At 72.0% G+C, this 19,095-nt stretch carries 17 protein-coding genes; 3 read left to right on the top strand and 14 right to left on the bottom strand.

Annotated elements, in window-relative coordinates:
- Positions 1-8 precede the first annotated feature (8 nt).
- The 11 genes from AC2EAQ_RS00940 to AC2EAQ_RS00890 all read right to left on the bottom strand — a co-directional run bounded on the left by AC2EAQ_RS00940 (position 9) and on the right by AC2EAQ_RS00890 (position 10,260).
- Positions 9-833 carry an alpha/beta fold hydrolase gene (locus AC2EAQ_RS00940; RefSeq protein ID WP_484639802.1) on the bottom strand — a complete coding sequence of 275 codons (825 nt, stop codon included), beginning with the start codon at positions 831-833 and terminating at the stop codon, positions 9-11.
- Positions 834-835: 2 nt separating this feature from the next.
- A complete protein-coding gene (locus tag AC2EAQ_RS00935) occupies positions 836-1,870 on the bottom strand; it encodes a 2,5-dihydroxypyridine 5,6-dioxygenase NicX family protein (protein ID WP_484639801.1) in 1,035 nt (344 codons plus the stop codon).
- Positions 1,867-2,379 (bottom strand): flavin reductase family protein, encoded by a 513-nt coding sequence (locus tag AC2EAQ_RS00930; RefSeq protein ID WP_484639800.1) that lies wholly within the window; start codon positions 2,377-2,379, stop codon positions 1,867-1,869. The genes AC2EAQ_RS00935 and AC2EAQ_RS00930 overlap by 4 nt, the downstream gene beginning before the upstream one ends.
- A gap of 70 nt (positions 2,380-2,449) precedes the next feature.
- On the bottom strand, positions 2,450-2,851 hold the full coding sequence (crcB, locus tag AC2EAQ_RS00925; RefSeq protein WP_484639799.1) for a fluoride efflux transporter CrcB: 402 nt from the start codon (positions 2,849-2,851) through the stop codon (positions 2,450-2,452).
- Entirely contained in the window at positions 2,848-3,351 is a 504-nt protein-coding gene (locus AC2EAQ_RS00920; protein WP_484639798.1) for a molybdenum cofactor biosynthesis protein MoaE, read from the bottom strand. Before AC2EAQ_RS00920 ends, crcB begins: the two co-directional genes overlap by 4 nt.
- Complete coding sequence (locus tag AC2EAQ_RS00915) at positions 3,348-4,796, bottom strand: serine/threonine protein kinase (protein WP_484639797.1); 1,449 nt, start codon at positions 4,794-4,796, stop codon at positions 3,348-3,350. Before AC2EAQ_RS00915 ends, AC2EAQ_RS00920 begins: the two co-directional genes overlap by 4 nt.
- A 13-nt stretch (positions 4,797-4,809) precedes the next feature.
- Positions 4,810-5,061: a MoaD/ThiS family protein gene (locus AC2EAQ_RS00910; protein WP_484639796.1), complete on the bottom strand. Its 252-nt coding sequence runs from the start codon at positions 5,059-5,061 to the stop codon at positions 4,810-4,812.
- A complete protein-coding gene (locus tag AC2EAQ_RS00905) occupies positions 5,058-6,311 on the bottom strand; it encodes a molybdopterin molybdotransferase MoeA (protein ID WP_484639794.1) in 1,254 nt (417 codons plus the stop codon). The genes AC2EAQ_RS00910 and AC2EAQ_RS00905 overlap by 4 nt, the downstream gene beginning before the upstream one ends.
- Positions 6,304-7,695, bottom strand: coding sequence for a threonine synthase (gene thrC, locus AC2EAQ_RS00900; RefSeq protein ID WP_484639793.1), 1,392 nt, complete (start codon positions 7,693-7,695; stop codon positions 6,304-6,306). The genes AC2EAQ_RS00905 and thrC overlap by 8 nt, the downstream gene beginning before the upstream one ends.
- Before the next feature lie 4 nt (positions 7,696-7,699).
- Positions 7,700-9,031, bottom strand: a complete 1,332-nt coding sequence (locus AC2EAQ_RS00895; RefSeq protein ID WP_484639792.1) for a homoserine dehydrogenase — start codon at positions 9,029-9,031, stop codon at positions 7,700-7,702.
- A complete protein-coding gene (locus AC2EAQ_RS00890; RefSeq protein ID WP_484639791.1) occupies positions 9,028-10,260 on the bottom strand; it encodes a pyridoxal phosphate-dependent aminotransferase in 1,233 nt (410 codons plus the stop codon). Before AC2EAQ_RS00890 ends, AC2EAQ_RS00895 begins: the two co-directional genes overlap by 4 nt.
- A 47-nt stretch (positions 10,261-10,307) precedes the next feature.
- Between AC2EAQ_RS00890 and AC2EAQ_RS00885 the strand changes: the two genes are divergently transcribed.
- The 3 genes from AC2EAQ_RS00885 (at position 10,308) to AC2EAQ_RS00875 (ending at position 13,153) form a co-directional block, all read left to right on the top strand.
- A complete protein-coding gene (locus AC2EAQ_RS00885) occupies positions 10,308-10,700 on the top strand; it encodes an Mth938-like domain-containing protein (protein WP_484639790.1) in 393 nt (130 codons plus the stop codon).
- A 112-nt stretch (positions 10,701-10,812) separates the two neighbouring features.
- Positions 10,813-11,289: a peroxiredoxin gene (locus AC2EAQ_RS00880; protein ID WP_484639788.1), complete on the top strand. Its 477-nt coding sequence runs from the start codon at positions 10,813-10,815 to the stop codon at positions 11,287-11,289.
- Positions 11,290-11,470: 181 nt separating this feature from the next.
- Entirely contained in the window at positions 11,471-13,153 is a 1,683-nt protein-coding gene (locus tag AC2EAQ_RS00875; RefSeq protein WP_484639787.1) for a PhoH family protein, read from the top strand.
- 59 nt (positions 13,154-13,212) lie between these two features.
- Here AC2EAQ_RS00875 and AC2EAQ_RS00870 read toward each other — a convergent pair whose 3' ends face one another.
- The 3 genes from AC2EAQ_RS00870 to AC2EAQ_RS00860 all read right to left on the bottom strand — a co-directional run bounded on the left by AC2EAQ_RS00870 (position 13,213) and on the right by AC2EAQ_RS00860 (position 19,089).
- The gene (locus tag AC2EAQ_RS00870; protein ID WP_484639786.1) at positions 13,213-15,096 is read right to left on the bottom strand and encodes a S8 family serine peptidase; all 1,884 of its coding nucleotides are present in this window, start codon (positions 15,094-15,096) and stop codon (positions 13,213-13,215) included.
- Positions 15,093-17,072 carry a M3 family metallopeptidase gene (locus tag AC2EAQ_RS00865; RefSeq protein WP_484639783.1) on the bottom strand — a complete coding sequence of 660 codons (1,980 nt, stop codon included), beginning with the start codon at positions 17,070-17,072 and terminating at the stop codon, positions 15,093-15,095. The genes AC2EAQ_RS00870 and AC2EAQ_RS00865 overlap by 4 nt, the downstream gene beginning before the upstream one ends.
- Before the next feature lie 121 nt (positions 17,073-17,193).
- Positions 17,194-19,089, bottom strand: coding sequence for a propionate--CoA ligase (locus tag AC2EAQ_RS00860; protein ID WP_484639782.1), 1,896 nt, complete (start codon positions 19,087-19,089; stop codon positions 17,194-17,196).
- Between the last annotated feature and the right edge of the window lie 6 nt (positions 19,090-19,095).

Below are 19,095 nucleotides of genomic sequence, written 5' to 3'. Positions count from 1 at the left end.
GCGTCGTCTCACTCGAATCGTCGTTGCAGGAAGTCCACCAGCACGGGGTTCACCGCCTGGGGCGCTTCCATGTGGGCCAGGTGCCCCAGGCCGGGGATGCAACGGTACTCCGCGCCGGGGATGCGCGCGGCCATTTGCGCCATCACGGCCGGCGGGGCATTGCGGTCGTGCTCCCCGGCCAGGCACAGCACCGGCAGGGCCAGGGTGCCCAGGGTGTCGCGGCGGTCGAAGCCGGCGATGGCGGCCAGGGCCACCCGGTAGGTGGCTTCGGGCACGCTGGCCATCAGCAGGGCGGCCCGCGCCACCGCGTCGTGCGGCGCCCCCGGCGCCGCCATGCCCGCCACCAGCCCCGGCGCCAGGCGGGCCATGCCCTGCCCCGCGTCCAGCGGCGCCAGGCGCTGCGCCAGGAACTCGCGCTGCCAGGCGCCGCCCGGCCGCCCGAAGGCCGGCGACGTGGCCATCAGCACCAGCGCCGCCACGCGGCCGGGGGCGCGCGCCATCAGCTCCTGCGCCACCATGCCGCCCATGCTGTGCCCGACCAGGGCCACCGGCGCGGCCCCCAGGTGGTCGATCAGCGCGGCGACGGCCCGGGCCATGTGCGGCAGGTCGTAGGGCTCGATCCGCGGCGAGTCGCCGTAGCCGGGCAGGTCCACCGCGGCGACCCCGAAGCCGGCCTGCGCCAGCGCCGCGCCGGTGCCCGACAGGGCGTCGCCCCAGGACTCGCGACCGCCGCCGACGCCGTGCAGCAGCACGACGTTGCGGGCGCGCCCGGCCGAAGGCGCCGGCTCCCACCACAGGTGGGCCAGCGGCGCGTCACGGACCAGCCGGACCATGACTACATCAGCACGCCGTCGCGCACCACGGCCTGGCCATCGAGCTCGACCGTGCAGCCGCACAGCGGCAGGTCGAAGTGGCCCGGCGTGTGACGGCCGGCGACTTCGTTGGCGCCGGTCGAGTAGAGGAAGTTACCGGCAAATGCGCGCAGTTCCGTGCCGTTGAAGTCCGCCTTGTCGTAGAAGGCCATGGCATCCCAGCGCGCGCGGGGGTTCAGGCCCCAGCCGACATGCGACACGGCATAGGCCGAGCGGTCGCCCCAGGCGGCGAACTGCGACCGCATCAGCTCGGCGTCGACGCCGTCGCCCGCGATCTGCGTCACGTGGTCGTCCTCGATCGTCAGCCGCACCGGCGATTCGAGATAGCGCTTGAAGGTCAGATTGACATCGCCGCGGTCGAGCACCAGGGTCCCGCGCACCGTGCCCGTGGCGGGGAACGCCAGCACCAGGCCGCCGGGCCAGTGGCTCAGCGTGCCCGGCTTCGCGGTGAAGCCCCACACGCCGCCGACGCGGGCGCCGGCCAGGTCCACCTGCAGCGCGGTGCCGGCGGACGAGGTGACCGTCATGCGGCGCGCGGCGCGCAGCCGGCGCATCGCGTCGCGCGCGGCGGCTTCGTCCTCGGCGCGCGGCACGCAGCGCTCGAGGATCTCCGGATGCTCGTTGCTGACCACCAGCACGCGCGCCCCACCAGCCAGGATGGCGGGCAGCTCCGCCGCGTGCTGAAGACCCTCGACGGTGCAGTCCACGACCAGCGTGCAGCCCGCCAGGGCCGCCACCGCCGGGCCCTGCCCGCCCAGCGCCGCCGACGCCCCGGTGGAGCGCACCGGCACCGGCGTCGTGACCGGCGGCGTGGGCACCGTCAGCGTGAAGCAGCGGGCGCCGAGCTGCTGCAGCGCCAGCGTGGCCAGCTGCACCAGCACCGGGCGCGACTGGCTTTCGGCCAGCACCGCGCAGGCGTCGCCGGCCTTCACGCCGCAGCGGCCGAGCACGTCGACGAAGGCCGCGAGCCAGCGGGCCTCGATGCCCGCGCCGGTCACAGCACCTCCCCGAGCAGGTGGTAGTGCCCCCGGTGATAGACCAGCGGCGGCACGGACTGCGACTGCACGCGCAGCACCCGGCCGATGTAGAGACGATGGTCGCCGGCGTCCTGGTGCGAGACGCGCTCGCACTCGAAGGTGGCCGTGCTGCCCACCAGCACGGGCAGCCGGCCGACGCCGTCGAGCCACTCGCCGTCGTCGAACTTGCCCGGCACGGGCGATGCGAAGCGGCGCGACAGCTCGACCTGGCCTTCGGCCAGCACGTTGATCGCGAAGTGGCCGGCGGCGTCGAACGCGGCCAGGCTGGGACTGGCCAGCCGCAGCGACCACAGCACCAGCGGAGGGTCCAGCGACAGGGCATTGAACGAGTTGACCGTCAGGCCCACCGCGGCGCCGTCGGCGGCGCGGCAGGTGACCAGGGTGACCCCGGTGGTGAATCCGCCGAGGGCGGTGCGCAGGGTCCGCGCGTCGAGGCCGGCGCCTGCGGCTGGGGTATCGGCGTTGCTCACGCGCGCACTATAGGCGAGCCCCGTGTCGTCGTCGGTATCGCGGCCTGCCCCAGGCAGGGGGGCAAAAAGGTCACGCGACGAGCCAGCGCATGGTGACGATGCCCAGCCCGGTCAGCGCCAGCGAGCCCAGCAGATGGGCGGCGGCCGTGGCCAGCGCCCACCCGGGCTGGCCCCGCATCAGCGCGCCGACGACCTCGGCCGAGAAGGCCGAGAAGGTGGTCAGGCCGCCGAGGAAGCCGGTGACCGCGAGCGTGCGCCACAGCGGCGACAGCTCGGTGCGCCACGCGAAGAACGCGATCGCGACGCCGACCAGGTAGCCGCCGATCAGGTTGGCCGCCAGCGTGCCCAGCGGCATCGACGGCCACCGGGCGTTGAGGGTCTCGTTGAGCAGCAGGCGCAGGCAGGCCCCGGCCCCGGCACCGACGAAGACCGCCGCCAGCGCGGGACCGAGCGGCAGCGCGGCGGCGCTCACGCCCCGTGGGCCGCGTTGCGGCTGGCCAGGCCCCAGCGCGCCAGGGCATCGTCGTCGCTGACCCGCGCGTCGACCCATTGCGCCGTGCCGTCGGGGCGGTGCTCCTTCTTCCAGAACGGTGCCTGGGTCTTGAGGTAATCCATCAGGAACTCGCAGGCCGCGAAGGCGTCGTGCCGGTGCGCCGAAGTCACCACCACCAGCACGATCTGGTCGCCCGGTGCCAGGCTGCCGACGCGGTGCACGACCCGCGCACCGAGGATGCGGAAGCGCCCGCAGGCCTCATCGATCATCGACTCGATCGCGCGCTCGGTCATGCCCGGATAGTGCTCGAGCTCCATCCGGGTGGTGTCGGCCGGTCCCTGGCCGCTGCGGTCGCGCACGGTGCCCACGAAGCTGGCCACGGCACCCACGCGCGGATCCGCGCCGCGCAGGGCGGCGATCTCCAGGCCGACATCGAAGTCGGCCGCTTCGATGCGCACGCGGGGCTGCGGCGCCGTCACTGGATGTCTCCCTGGCGTCGCAGGTTGACGCACTGGGCGTGTTCGCGCCAGGCGGGCTGGTCGCACTGCCGCTGCAGGCATTGCCGCAGCTCGGCCTGCGCCAGGCCGGCACAGGCCGTGCCCGGCGGGGCCGCTGCCGATGCGGCGCCCGACGCCGGCGGCGGCGCCGGCAAGGCGTCGGTCACGTCGAACCGGGACAGGTCGCGCTTGGTGGCGCTCTGGCGCACGAGCAGCGTGATCAGCAGCGCGCCCGTGACCAGCAGCAGCGTCGCGCCGACGATCCACGCCCACCGCGACGGCGGCATCGCGGGCTCGGGCTCGGCGCTGTCCCGGGCGCGGATCACCGCGCTGATCCGCGCGTCCGTGGCGTGGGCGGACGCGGACAGGCCGGAGGCACTGCCCGGCGACAGCCGCGGGCCGCGGGCCAGCTCCTGCTCGAGCACCTGCCATTGGCTGTCCCGGTCGGGCATCACGCCGACCCATAGCGGCACCGCACCCGACGGCTCGAAGCCCGCGTCCACCATCCCCGGGTGCAGCAGCGCGCGCAGGTCGCTCACGCGCTGCGGCCGGTCGGCGGGGCGCGTGGCCAGGCAGGCCGACAGGGCCTCGGCCAGCCGCTGGCGCAGGCCGGGCGCGGCGCCCGGCCCGTCCGGCAGGGTGTCCAGGGCCTCCAGCGGGCGCCAGTCCTGCGGCGCCGCGAGGCGGTCGCGCAGGGCCGGCGGCGGCTTGCCCGCAGCGAAGCTCCAAGCCGTCAGGGCCGCCATGTACAGGTCCGTCGCAGTGTTGATGCGGTCGTGGCGTGACATCGCGGACTGCTCGGGTGCGGACCAGGGCCCGGGCTCGTGGCCCGCGATCTCGGCCCCGGCGCTGCCCATGCCCAGCAGCACCACGGTGCCGCCGGTGGCCACCAGGATCTGGTCCGGCCGGACGCAGCCGTGCACCACGCCCGCGTTGTGCAGGGCCTCCAGCGCGTCGAGCAGCTGGTCGAGCAGGCGCACCACGGCCTGCACCGACGGCGCCGGGCCCTGGCCGGCGATCTGCTGCTGCAGCGTCGGCCCGTCGATGTAGGGCATGGCGCGATAGACGGTGCGATGCGCCTGCAGCGAGCCCAGCACGCGCACCAGCCCCGGATGCCGCACCCGCTCCAGCGTGTTGGCGTCGGCCACGAAGGCCTCGCGCCCGACCGACATGGCGATCGCGTCGCCGGGCTGGCGCGCCCGGATCGTGCCGTCGGGCTGGCGCAGCGCGATGCTGCGCGGGAAGTACTCCATCAGCGCGAGCGCCTCGCCGGACGGGTCCCGCGCCAGGTACACCATGTGGTGATCGCCTTCGTGCAGCACCCGCTCGATGGTCAGGTGCGCCACCATGGCGCCCACGGGCAGCGGCGCCCCGGGGCCCACCGGGCCCGAGGGCTTGTGCGGGAACGGCAGCGGCGTGGTGGCCATGCGGACCCGCCGGTCAGCCGCCGGTGACCGGCGGAAAGAACGCGAGTTCGGCGCCCGGTGGCACGGGCGTGTGATCGTCGGCCATGACCTGGTCCACCGCGCAGCGCACGGCGCGATGCCGGGCCAGCAGCTCGGCATGGGCGCCGCCGCGCGCGATCAGGTGGTCGCGCACCTCGCCGGCGGTGACCGGCGCCGACACCTCCAGCGCTTCGCCGGGCCCGAAAGCCTCGCGCAGCGACGCGAAGTAGCGCAGACGGATCGTCATCGGCCGACCAGAAGCTCCATGGGCAGGAAGCGTACCGTATCGCCACGCGAAATCCCCTGCCCGGCAGGGTTGTCCACCAGGCCATCGGCCCAGACGGCCGAAGTCAGCACGCCGGAGCTCTGGTTGGCGAACAGGTCCAGGCCGCCGGCGTCGTTGCGGCGCACGCGCAGGAACTCGCGCCGCCGGTCCGGCCGCGGCAGGTCGAAGTCGGCCCGCATCGACAGCGGCGCCGGCAGCGACGCGTCGGCGCCCTGCAGCGCGCGCAGCACCGGCGCGACAGCCAGCAGGAAGGTGACGAAGCTCGACACCGGGTTGCCCGGCAGGCCCATGAACAGCGCCTCGCGCCCGTCGGGACGGGGCAGCGCGCCGAACGCCAGCGGCTTGCCTGGCTTCATCGCCACCTGCCACAGGTCGACCCGGCCCTCGGCCGCCACCGCCGGGCGGATGTGGTCCTCCTCGCCGACCGACACGCCGCCCGACGTGAGGATGAGGTCGTTGTGCTGCGCGGCGCGGCGCAGCGCGTCGCGGGTGGCGTCCAGGCGGTCCGGCACGATGCCCAGGTCCTGCACCTCGCAGCCGACGGCCTGCAGCAGCCCGCGCAGCGTGAACCGGTTGGAGTTGTAGATGGCGCCCGGCGGCAGCGCCTCGGGCGCCACGGTGCCCGGCATCACGAGTTCGTCGCCGGTGGAGAACAGGGCCACGCGCGGACGCCGGCACACCGGGAGCGCCGCGGCGCCGACGGTGGCAGCCAGGCCCATCGCCTGCGGCGTGAGCCGGGTGCCGCGACGCAGCACCACGGCGCCGGCGCGCACGTCCTCGCCGCGGCGGCGGATCCACTGCCCCGGCTGCGGCACGGCATCGATGCGCACGCGGCCGCCGTCCTGCGGCGCGCACTGTTCCTGCATCACGACCGCGTCGGCACCGGGCGGCACCTGGGCGCCGGTGAAGATGCGCGCGGCGCTGCCCGGCGCCAGCGGCGTGCCGACATGGCCGGCGGCGATGCGCTGCGACAGCGGCAGCAGCGCGCCCGCGGCGGCCACGTCGGCCGCCCGCACGGCATAGCCGTCCATCGAGCTGTTGTCCTGCGGCGGCACGTCGATCTCGGACAGCACGTCCTGCGCCAGCACGCGGCCGAGGGCGTCGAAGGTGGCCACCGTCTCGTGCTCGGCGATGGCCGCCGCGCGGGCGCCAGCCACCAGCCGCGCCAGCACGTCGTCCAGGCTCAGCAGCGCCGGCTTGGCGTCAGACATGGGACTCGATGTAACGCTTGACGGCGTCCGCGTCCGCCGGCACGACGGTGAAGCGCTTGGGCAGCGACTCGATGCCGTCGAACGCCGGCGGCCGCTCCGGGTCACGACCGAGCGCCTCGCGGATCGTGGCCGCGAACTTGACCGGCAACGCGGTCTCCAGCACCAGCATCGGCACACCCGGGCGGCGTCGCTCCAGCGCCACCTTCAGGCCGTCGGCGGTGTGGGTGTCGATCGTGACCCCATGCACCTGCCACGCGTGCCGGATCGTGGCCAGGCGGTCGGCGTGGGTGCTGCGGCCCGAGGCGAAGCCGTACTGCGCGATGCGCGCGAACTCGTCCGGTGCCAGCGCGAACGCACCGCGCTCGAACAGCGACCGGACGCGGGCGCCGTCGCGGCCGAGCAGGTCGAACACGAAGCGCTCGAAGTTGCTGGCCTTGGAGATGTCCATCGACGGGCTGGACGTCTCGTGCGTCTCGGCGGCGCCGCGCGGGCGGTAGGCGCCGGTGCGGAAGAACTCGTCGAGCACGTCGTTCTCGTTCGTTGCGCAGACCAGGCGGCCGATCGGCAGCCCCATGCAGCGCGCCACGTGGCCGGCGCAGATGTTGCCGAAGTTGCCCGAGGGCACGCAGAAGTCGACCACCTCGTCGTCGGACTTCGTCGCCTGCAGCCAGGCCGCCACGTAGTAGACGACCTGGGCCACCAGGCGCGCCCAGTTGATCGAGTTGACCGTGCCGATGCGGTGCCGGCGCTTGAAGGCCAGGTCGTTGCCGACCGCCTTGACGATGTCCTGGCAGTCGTCGAACACGCCCTCGACCGCGAGGTTGTGGATGTTCTCGTCCTGCAGGCTGAACATCTGCGCCTGCTGGAAGGGGCTCATGCGCCCGTGCGGGCTCAGCATGAAGACGCGGATGCCGCGCTTGCCGCGCATCGCGTGCTCGGCCGCGCTGCCGGTGTCGCCCGAGGTGGCGCCCAGGATGTTGAGCGTCTCGCCGCGGCGTGCCAGTTCGTACTCGAACAGCGCGCCCAGCAGTTGCATCGCCATGTCCTTGAAGGCCAGCGTCGGCCCGTTGGACAGGGCCACCAGTGCCAGCCCGTCGCCCAGCGGCTTGAGCGGCGTGATGGCGTCGGTGCCGAACACCGCCTTCGAGTAGACGCGGCGGCACAGCGCGCGCAGGTCCGCCGCCGGGATGTCGTCGATGTAGAGCGACAGCACCTCGAACGCGAGGTCGGCGTAGGCCAGGCCGCGCCAGCGGGACAGCGTGCCCGCGTCCAGCTGCGGATAGCGCACCGGCATGTACAGGCCGCCATCCGGCGCCAGGCCCTCCAGCAGGATCTCGCAGAAGGCACGCGGCGTGGCGTCGCCGCGGGTGCTCAGGTAGCGCATCGCGTCAGGCCAGCTCTTCCTTGCGCAGCGACACGATCGGCGCCAGCACCGTGGGCAGCGCCTGCATGCGGGCCAGCGCCGAGCGCATGCGGCCTTCCACCGTGTCGTGGGTCAGGATGATCAGGTCGGTCTGGCGCTCGCCCTCGGCCGACTCGCGCTGCAGCACCGCGTCGATGGAGATGTCGTGCTCGGCCAGGATGGTGGTGATGCGCGACAGCACGCCGGCCTCGTCGGCCACCACGAGGCGCAGGTAGAAGGCGGTGACGACCTGCTCGATCGGCAGGATCGGCGTGTCGGCCATGGCGTCGGGCTGGAAAGCGAGGTGCGGCACGCGGTGGTCCGGGTCGGCGGTGGCCAGGCGGGTGATGTCCACCAGGTCGGCCACCACGGCGCTGGCGGTCGGCTCGGCGCCGGCGCCCTTGCCGTAGTACAGCGTGGTGCCCACCGCGTCGCCCTGCACCACCACCGCGTTCATCGCGCCCTCGACGTTGGCGATCAGGCGCTTGGCCGGCACCAGGGTCGGATGCACGCGCAGCTCGATGCCGGCCGCGCCGCCGCCCGTGCCGCCGTCGCGCCGCCGCGTGATGCCCAGCAGCTTGATGCGGTAGCCCAGCTGCTCGGCATAGCGGATGTCGGCCGCCTGCAGCTTGGTGATGCCCTCGACATGGGCCTTGGCGAACTGCACCGGCACGCCGAAGGCGATCGCCGACAGGATGGTGGCCTTGTGGGCCGCGTCCACGCCCTCGATGTCGAAGGTGGGGTCGGCCTCGGCATAGCCCAGGCGCTGCGCCTCCTTCAGCACGGTGGCGAAGTCCAGCCCCTTGGAGCGCATCTCCGACAGGATGAAGTTGGTGGTGCCGTTGATGATCCCGGCCACCCACTCGATGCGGTTGGCGGTGAGGCCCTCGCGCAGCGCCTTGATGATCGGGATGCCGCCGGCCACCGCGGCCTCGAACGCCACCATCACGCCGCGCTCGCGGGCGGCGGCGAAGATCTCGTTGCCGTGCACCGCCAGCAGCGCCTTGTTGGCCGTGACCACGTGCTTGCCGGCGGCGATGGCCGCGAGCACCAGCTCGCGCGCGATGCCGTAGCCGCCGATCAGCTCGACCACGATGTCGATCGACGGGTCGGCGATCACGGCACGGGCGTCGGACACCACGCGCGCGCGCCCGCCGACGATCTTCTCGGCCCGGGCGGTGTCGAGGTCGGCCACCATGGCGATCTCGATGCCGCGGCCGGCGCGGCGCAGGATCTCCTGCTGGTTGCGGGCGAGCACGGCGAACGTGCCCGAGCCGACGGTGCCGATGCCGAGCAGGCCGACCTGGATGGGTTTCATCGGTTGTGTCTCTTGCGGTAGTGGTCCAGGAACCGGGCGATGCGCCCGAAGGCTTCGGTGAGGTCGTCGGTGTGCGGCAGGAACACCACGCGGAAGTGCTGGTTGTCGGGCACGTTGAAGCCCGAGCCCTGCACGATCAGCACCTTCTCCTCGGCCAGCAGCTCGTAGGCGAACTGCTGGTCGTCCTCTACCGGGTACAGGCGCGGGTCCAGGCGCGGGAACATGTACAGCGCCGCCTGAGGCTTGACCACGGTGACGCCGGGGATCTGCGTGAGCAGCTCGTAGGCCAGGTCGCGCTGCCGGCACAGCCGCCCGCCCGGCGCCACCAGGTCCTTGATGCTCTGGTAGCCGCCGAGCGCGGTCTGGATCGCGAGCTGGCCCGGGGTGTTGGCGCACAGCCGCATCGACGCGAGCATGTTCAGCCCCTCGATGTAGTCGCGCGCATGGCGCTTGTCGCCCGACACCACCATCCAGCCGGCGCGGTAGCCGCAGGAGCGGTAGTTCTTGGACAGCCCGTTGAAGGTGACGGTGAGCACGTCGTCGGCCAGCGACGCGATGCTGGTGTGGGTGGCGCCGTCGTACAGCGTCTTGTCGTAGATCTCGTCGGCGAACACGATCAGCTGGTTCGTCCGCGCGATCTCGACGATCTCCTGCAGCAGCGCGGTGGGATACAGCGCGCCGGTGGGGTTGTTCGGGTTGATGACGACGATGGCCTTGGTGCGCGGCGTCACCTTGGCGCGGATGTCGTCCAGGTCGGGCAGCCAGCCGGCGCCCTCGTCGCAGCGGTAGTGCACCGGCGTGCCGCCGGACAGCGACACCACGGCGGTGTAGAGCGGATAGTCGGGCGACGGGATCAGCACCTCGTCGCCGGCATCGAGCAGCGCGTTCATGCTCATCGCGATCAGCTCGGAGGCGCCGTTGCCGAGGTAGACGTCGTCCACCGTCACGCCGGGCACGCGCTTTTCCTGCATGTAGTGCACCACCGCCTTGCGCGGAGCGAACAGGCCCTTGCTGTCGGTGTAGCCCGCCGCCACCTGCGAGCCGAGGTTGCGGATCATGTCCTGCACGATCTCGTCCGGCGGCTCGAGCCCGAACGCGGCGATGTTGCCGATGTTGAGCTTGATGATCTTCTGCCCCTCGTCCTCCATCTGGCGGGCCTTGTCGAGCACGGGCCCGCGGATGTCGTAGCCGACGTTGGCGAGCTTGCTGGACTTGAGGACGGGCTTCACGGCGTGCCTTGCTGCGGTGCGGAAACTAGAATTTGACCACACGCGCCATGAAGTTCCAGCCCGACAGCCTCGACGGCACCAACAGCATCACCCGCATCGACAGCGACGCGGTCTGGGTCAATGGCACGGCCCACCTGGGCAGCCTGCTCGTGCCCTGGCGCGGCGAGGTCCGCCCCTGGAGCCCGTCCGGGCTGGACGCGCTGACGCCGGAGCATTTCGCCGCCGTGCTGGCGCTGAAGCCCGAACTGGTGATCTTCGGCAGCGGCCCGCGGTTGAAGTTCGTGTCCGCGGCGCTCTACCGCGCGCTGATCGAGGCGCGCGTGGGCATCGAGACGATGGACACCGGTGCCGCCTGCCGCACCTACAACGTGCTGGCCTCCGAAGGGCGCTCCGTCGTGGCGGCTCTGCTGGTGCCGGGCGCCGTGGCGACGCACCCTTGAGGTTGCGCGCCGGGCCCCCACCTGTGCCGTCCCCCTAGGTCGTCGCAGGCGGGCCTTTATAATTCGAGGCTGCGCTTGCCGCCGCAGGCACCAGAGTCACAAGCCGCACCTCATGACGCCCGCCATCAACAAGCCCCTCCCCGAGTTCGAGGCTGCTGCCACCGGCGGCCTGAAGGTCAGCCCGCAGACCTTCCACGGTCAGGCCGTGGTGCTGTACTTCTATCCGAAGGACCACACCCCGGGCTGCACGACCGAAGCGATGCAGTTCCGCGACCGCTACAAGGACTTCGTCAAGGCCGGGGCGCTGATCCTCGGCGTGTCGCGCGACAACATGGCCTCGCACGAGAAGTTCAAGCAGAACCTCGAGCTGCCGTTCGAGCTGATCGCCGACACGGAGGAAAAGCTCTGTCACATGTTCGGCGTGGTCAAGAACAAGATCATGTACGGCAAGAAGGTCAAGGGCATCGAGCGCAGCACCTTCCTGATCGACGCGACCGGCGTGCTGCGGGCCGAATGGCGCGGCATCAAGGTCGCCGGGCACGTCGACGAGGTGCTCAAGGCCGTGAAGCTGCTCAAGAAGGCAGCCTGACGACAAACCCCCGCCTTGCGCCGCCTGTGGCTCCCCGCCGACAGCTGCGGCCCGGCACCGGCCCGGGCCACCCCATAATCCGCGCATGACTGAGCGTCGATGCCCGACCCAGCCCTGACGAAAGCCGCACGGCCCGCCGTGCGGCTTTCTTGCTTCTGAACCGTCCACGCACCACCCGACGATGCCCCTGCCGAAGCCCCCCGCCCGCAAGGCCGCCCTGCTCGCTCCCGCCGACTTCGAATCCCAGGCTGCCCCCAAGACCCCCCGCCGCGAGGCGCGCCCGGCCCGGTCGGCCGAGCCCGAGGCCGGCCCGGGCGTGCTCGACCTGTTCGACAGCCATGCCGCCGCTGCCGCGCCGGCCAAGGCCGCGGCCCGCGCGCCGGCAGCCGCCCCCGAGGCCGCGGCGACTGCCGCAGCGCCGTCGCGCCGGGCCGCCGCCGAGCCGAAGCCGCGCAAGCCGCGCGGCAGCGGGCCGGCCAAGCTGTTCGTGCTCGACACCAACGTGCTGATGCACGACCCGACCTGCCTGTTCCGGTTCGAGGAACACGACATCTACCTGCCCATGATCACCCTCGAGGAACTCGACGGGCACAAGAAGGGCATGAGCGAGGTGTCGCGCAACGTGCGCCAGGTCAGCCGCGCGCTCGACAGCCTGGCGGCGCAGGGCCTGGCCGATCCGCGCGAGGGCATCCCGCTGGCCAAGACCGGCCACCGCGAGGCCGGCGGCAAGCTGTACTTCCAGACCTCCTTCATCGACACCAAGGTGCTCGACGGCCTGGGCCTGCCCCAGGGCAAGGCCGACAACCAGATCCTCGGCGTGGTGATGAACCTGCGCGAGCAGCAGCCCGCCCGCGAGGTGGTGCTGGTGTCCAAGGACATCAACATGCGCGTCAAGGCGCGTGCGCTGGGCCTGGCCGCCGAGGACTACTTCAACGACAAGACCCTCGAGGACGGCGACCTGCTCTACACCGGCGTGCTGCCGCTGCCGGCCGACTTCTGGGAACGCCATGGCAAGACCATGGAAAGCTGGCAGCAGGGGGGCCACACCTTCTACCGCATCGCCGGCCCGCTGGTGCCGGCCCTGATGGTCAACCAGTTCGTGTTCCTGGAGACACCGGGCGCGGCGCCGCTGTACGCGCGCGTCACCGAGATCACCGGCAAGACCGCGCTGCTCAAGACGCTGAAGGACTACACGCACCAGAAGAACGCGGTGTGGGGCGTGACGGCGCGCAACCGCGAGCAGAACTTCGCGCTCAACCTGCTGATGGACCCGGAGTGCGACTTCGTCACCCTGACCGGCACCGCGGGCACGGGCAAGACGCTGCTGACGCTGGCCGCGGGCCTGTCGCAGGTGCTCGACGACCGGCGCTACGCCGAGATCCTCGTCACCCGCGTCACGGTGCCGGTGGGCGAGGACATCGGTTTCCTGCCCGGCACCGAGGAAGAGAAGATGGGCCCCTGGATGGGTGCGCTCGACGACAACCTCGAGGTGCTGGCACGCAGCGACACCAGCGCCGGCGAATGGGGCCGCGCGGCCACCAACGACCTGGTGCGCAGCAAGATCAAGATCAAGAGCCTGAACTTCATGCGCGGCCGCACGTTCCTGAACAAGTTCGTGCTGATCGACGAGGCGCAGAACCTGACGCCCAAGCAGATGAAGACGCTGATCACCCGCGCCGGCCCGGGCACCAAGATCGTCTGCCTGGGCAACCTGGCGCAGATCGACACGCCTTACCTCACCGAGGGCAGTTCGGGCCTGACCTACGCCGTCGACCGCTTCAAGGGCTGGCCGCACAGCGGCCACCTGACGCTGGCGCGCGGCGAGCGCTCTCGCCTGGCCGACTTCGCCAGCGAAGTGCTCTAGCCCGCCGCGCCGGCCACGCGCCTGCCGGCCTCGCGCGGCAGGCGTCGGCGGGCGACCTGCTACTTGCGCGTTGCCGCGGCGATGGCGTTCTTCGGGTGGATCAGGTTGCGGCGCCCGTCGGCCGTGCGCTCGCCGGTCTCCACGATGATGCGGATCAGGTCCGCCGGCTTGAGCTTCGGGTTCACCACCAGCAGCTTGGCGGCCAGGTTGGCCACCTGCGGCGACGCCATCGACGTGCCCGACAGCGCCACGCGATCGCCACCCGGCAGGTAGCTCTCGACCTGGTAGCCGTTGGCGTGCGCCTTGACGGTGGGCCCGTAGCTCGTGAAGCCGACCTCGTCGCCGGCCCGGTCCACAGCCCCCACCGTCAGCAGGTTCGGCAGCACGATGCCGGCCGGAATGTCCTCGACGAAGCTGGCGTCGTTGTTGCTGTTGCCCGCCGCCGTGACGAACAGGATCTCCGGCGCGGAGGCCATGGCCTGCGTCAGCGCCTTCCGGCTGATCTCGAAGTACTCGCGCGCGAGTGCCTTGCGCTCCTCCGGCGACTTGCCGATGCCGCACTGCTCGAGGTCGTTCTCGACGCTGCCGACGTTGCCGCCCCAGCTCATGTTGACCACCCGCGTGCCGTGCTGGCGGAAGAACGCCACGTACTGCCCGTAGCTCCTGGCGTCGCGCTCGGTCTGCTCGCGGCTCGGGCACGGGTCGGGCTTGAGGGTATGGCCGAACTCGAGACGGCCGACCACCAGGCGCGCCTGCGGGTTGCCCGCCAGGGCGATTCCGGCCACGTGCGTGCCGTGCTCGTAGTTGCCGGTGAGCATCAGCTCCTCGATCGCCGCCTTGTACTGCTCGGGCGTGAGCGTCGAGATGTAGCGCTTGACCTCCGACGCCTCCGGGCTGTCGATGTTGGACTGCAGGTCCGAGAAGCCCTTGCTGCGCGCCTTCATCTGCGGCAGGCGGGCCCGCAGCTCGGGCGCGATGGGGATCAGGTCGCCCTTGGCGGGACGGCTGTACTTGTCGAAGGCGATCACCGCCGGCTTGCCGTCCCGGCCGCGCACCGCGACCTTGCCGAACAGGCCGAGGTCGCTGCCGCTGTCCCAGACCGCCACGACGACGGGCTTGCCCCGGCCCGGCGGCAGCGTCACGTCGCGCGCCGCCCAGATGTCGGGCTTGACCACCTTGTTGGCGGCCAGCCAGCTGCCGTAGGTGTCGACCAGGGTCTGCTTGAGCGGCAGCACCGAGGTCAGCGTCAGCCGGACGCTGGCCAGGGCCGGCGCGTACTCCGACGAGAGCACGCCGTTGGCGTCGACCACGGGCTGGACCACCTCGCGCAGGAACCCGACCAGGCGGCCCTCGCCCAGCGTCTCGGCGCCGGCCTTGGCCTCCTTCAGACCGTTCTCGACCAGGTCGCGCGGCATCGGCGCGATCTCCCGGGCGATCGCCTCGCCGACCGCCTTGACGTAGGCGTCGCTGCCTACCGGGTGGAGCTTGGCCGCGCGCGCCATGGCACGGATGCGCAGGCCGGACAGCAGCTTGTCGGCCGGCTTTTCCTGCAGGGCACGGACGCGGTCGGTGCGCTCCAGCACGCTGTCGTACTGGCCGTCGAGGAAGTCCAGCGCCGCCAGCACGTTGAGCAGGTCGCGCTGCATCGCCTTGTCGGCGATGTCGTAGCCGTTGAGCACCGAGTCGACGTCGCGCCGGATCTGGGCCGACAGCACCGCGAAGCGCTCGCGCGAGCGCACCACGTCCTCGACCTTGGCGTCGAGCCGGTAGGTGAAGCGCGGGGCGTCGGCCGCCTTCTCGATGCGGGGCTTGGCCTGGGCCGGCGCCGGAGCCGGCGTCTGGGCCTGCGCAGGCGCCTGCGGCAGGGCCGAGACGAGCAGGAAGGCCAGCGCCACGGCGGCGCGAATCGGCGTCGCGGCCGGAGTGAGGGTCGTGGGGTTCATCGCTTGAGGTCCTCGAAGAAGGCGGTGCCGTTGGTGGGGCGGCCCAGGAACTGCCGCACCAGTTCGGACGGCGGACGCTCGCCGCCGGGTGCCAGCACGGTGTCGCGGTAACGACGGCCGACGGCGGCGTCGAACTTGTCGCGCTCGAAGGCGGTACGCAGGTCGGCGGCCACCACCTCGCTCCACAGGTAGCCGTAGTAGCCCGCCGCGTAGTTGCTGGCCGTGATGTGGCTGAAGCCGGCGGGGAACATCGTGCCCGGCACATGCCCCAGCAAGGTGGCGCCTTCCATGCGCGCCCACAGCGCCAGCGGCTCGTGCACGTCGCGGCCGTACAGGGCCAGGTCGTAGCTGGCGAACAGCTGCTGCCGGGCGTACTGGGTGCCCTTGCCGTAGCGCTCGGCCACCTTGGCCTTGGCCAGCAGTTCGTCGGGCACCGGGGCGCAGGTCGGGCACACCTCGCGCAGGGTGGCCAGCACGCGCGGGTCGTACACCCACTCCTCGAGCATCTGCGACGGCGCCTCGACGAAGTCGTCGAGCACGCCGTTGCCGCCCACGTGCCGCGTGGTCGACAGGTTGTTGTGCACCGCGTGGCCGAACTCGTGCAGCAGCGTCTCGATCTCCTCGAGGTTGAGGCCCTTGCGGTCGAGGTTGACCACCAGAGCGGCCTGCGGTGCGCGCCCGGTGCGGGTGGCGCCGCCGCGGATCGGCCAGACGGCCGCATGGTTGTACTTGCCCTCGCGCGGATACGGGTCGATGTACAGCGTGGCCAGGGCCCGGCCGGTGCGCACGTCCGACGCCACGTACGCCTGCGCGTCCGGATGCCAGAGCTTCACGCCGGGCACGCGCGTGTAGCGCACGCCCATCGACTTCTCGATCACCCGCATCACGAACTCGATGCTCTGCTGCGGCGGGAAATACGGCCGGAAGGCCTCCTGGTCGACGCTGTAGCGCTCGCGCTTGACGCGCTCGGTGTAATACGCGGTGTCCCAGCGGTCGAGACGGACCTCGGCCACCGGCCGGCCCAGGTCGCGCGCCTTGGCCTCGCGCAGCTCGTCGAGCTCGCGCTGCTCGCGCGCCGTCACCGCAGCGCGCACGCCGTCGAGGAAGCGCCGCGCCTCGTCCGGGTCGCGCGCCATGCGCCGCCGCAGGACGAAGTCCGCATAGCTCGGGAACCCGAACAGCTGCGCGTACTCGCGGCGCAGCTGGGCGATCTCGGCCAGCAGCGCGATGTTGGGCGGGCCGCCCTCGTCGGTCTTGGCCCGCCACATGCGCTCGCGCGTGGCCGGCAGCACCGCCGTCTGCATCAGCGGCACGTACACCGGGTAGTCCACCCCGAGCAGCACCCGGCCCTGGGCGTCGCGCGGCGCCGCCTTCCACACCCCTTCGGGCACGCCCTGCAGCTCCGCCTCCGTGAAGGCCAGCCGGAGGTTGGCGTCGCGGATGTTGCGGTCGAAGGCCTGGCCGAGCTCGGTGACGCGGTCGGAGATCGCCTTGGCCCGCGCCCGCTTGTCGGGCGGCAGGCCGACGCCGGAGTCCTCCAGGGTCTCCAGCGTGCGCTTGAGCAGTTCCGCGTCGATCGCGTCGCGCGGCCGCACCTGGCGCGCCGCGCGGTACAGCTTCTCGTTCTGGTTCAGGGCCGAGAAGAAGTTCTGCCACTTCAGCTCGCAGGCTTCCGCGGCCTCGCGCAGCGCCTTGTCCGGGTGCACGTTGGACAGCAGGAACACGGGGCTGGCGAGGTCCTCGACCAGCCCGGTGACGTCGTCGTAGGCCGCCAGCCAGCCGGCGTCCACGGGGCGCCGCTCGATGCGGGCGACGGCCTTGCGGGCGGTGGCGAGGTGCCGGTCGCAGTCCGACTGCAGGGCAGCCGGCGACGGGGGGACGGGGAATGCCGGGCCCGGCAGGGCGGACGGCGCGCTTGCGGCCAGGCTGCTCGTGGCAGCCAGCGCAAGCGACAGAAGGACGATGCGGGGTCGCATGGAGCCTCTCGGTGTCGCGAAGGCGCGGATTGTGCCCGCGCCGCCGCGGCCCCGGCGAGGCCGTTGCGACGAACTGCGTTGTTGGGGGGGTGGTCGGCGCCCGGGCGCCGGCCCCACCCCGTCAGCGCGCTGCGACCAGGTCCTTGACCTGCTGCAGCGCGGTCGGGTCCTCGATCGTGGTCAGGTCGCCGGGGTCGCGCCCCTCGCACACGGCCTGGATCGCGCGGCGCAGCAGCTTGCCCGAGCGCGTCTTGGGCAGCACGGTCACGAAGCGCACGCGCGCCGGGCGCGCCACCGCGCCGAGCTGCTCGTCCACCACCTTCATGATCTCGCCTTCGAGCTTGAGCGCCGCCTCGGGCGTGGCGGCACGCGACGGGTCCTTCAGCACCGCGAAGGCCATCGCCACCTGCCCCTTGAGCTGGTCGGCCACGCCCACCACGGCCACCTCGGCCACGTTGGCGTGGCTGGAGATGCTCTCCTCGATCTCGCGCGTGCCCAGGCGGTGGCCGGCCACGTTGATCACGTCGTCGGTGCGGCCCAGGATGAAGATGTAGCCGTCCTCGTCGCGGATGCCCCAGTCGAAGGTGGAATACACCTGCCGCCCCGGAATGCTGGACCAGTAGGTCTTGACGAAGCGGGCATCGTCGCGCCATACGGTCTGCATGCAGCCCGGTGGCAGCGGGCCCTCGATGGCCACCACGCCCTTCTGGTTGGCGCCCTTGAGCTCCTCGCCGGTGGCCTCGTCGAGCAGCTTGACGTCGTAGCCGTAGACCGCCTTGCCGGGAGAGCCGAACTTCGACGGCGCCGTCTCGATGCCGTTGCACAGCGACAGGATCGGCCAGCCGGTCTCGGTCTGCCAGTAGTTGTCGATGATCGGCCGGCCCAGGCTGTCGGCGATCCAGCGCGCGGTGGGCTCGTCCAGCGGCTCGCCGGCCAGGAACAGCGCGCGCAGGCTGGACAGGTCGTACTTCTTGAGGAAGGCCGGGTCCTGCTTCTTCAGCACGCGCACGGCGGTGGGCGCGGAGAACATCGACGTGACCTTGAAGCGCTCGACCAGGCTCCACCAGATGCCGGCGTCCGGGCGGATCGGCAGGCCCTCGTACATGATGGTGGCCATGCCGGCCAGCAGCGGCCCATAGACGATGTAGCTGTGACCCACCACCCAGCCGATGTCGCTGGTGGAGAAGTACGTCTCGCCCGGGTTGCCGAGGAAGATGTTCTTCATGCTCGTGGTCAGCGCCACCGCGTAGCCGCCGGTGTCGCGCTGCACGCCCTTGGGCTTGCCCGTGGTGCCGCTGGTGTAGAGCGTGTAGCTCGGGTGGGTCGAGTCGAGCCAGGCACAGGGCACCTTGGCGTTGCGATGCTGCTCGCGCAGGGCCGCATAGTCGGCGTCGCGGCCGGGCTCGCGGCCCATCGGCGCCAGGCCGCGGTCCACCAGCAGCACCTTCGCGGGCTTGTGGGCGGACAGGCGGATCGCCTCGTCCAGCAGGCCCTTGTAGGGCACCACCTTGCCGCCGCGGCTGCCGGCGTCGGCGCTGACGATCACCGTCGGCTCGGCGTCCTCGATGCGGCTGGCCAGGCTGACGCTGGCGAAGCCGCCGAACACCACCGAGTGGATGGCACCGATGCGCGCGCAGGCGAGCATCGCGAACGCCGCTTCCGGGACCATCGGCATGTAGACCAGCACCCGGTCGCCCTGCTTGACGCCCAGCGACAGCAGCACGGCGGCCATCGTCTCCACCTCGCGCTGCAGCTGCGCGAAGGTGTAGATGCGCTCCTGGTCCACCTCGGTGGACACCCAGATCAGCGCGTTGCGGTCGGGGTGGGTGGCGGCATGGCGGTCCACCGCGTTGTGGCACAGGTTGGTCTGGCCGCCGACGAACCAGCGCGCGAACGGCGGGTTCGAGTGGTCGCAGACCTGGGTGAACGGCCGGTGCCAGTCGATGGCCTTGGCCTGCTCGGCCCAGAAGGCCTCGCGGTCGTCGATGGATCGGCGGTAGAAGGCTTCGTAGTTCATGGGGCT

It is taken from the genome of Aquabacterium sp. T101 (genome assembly GCF_057219775.1).
This window is presented reverse-complemented; position numbering and strand designations above follow the sequence as displayed.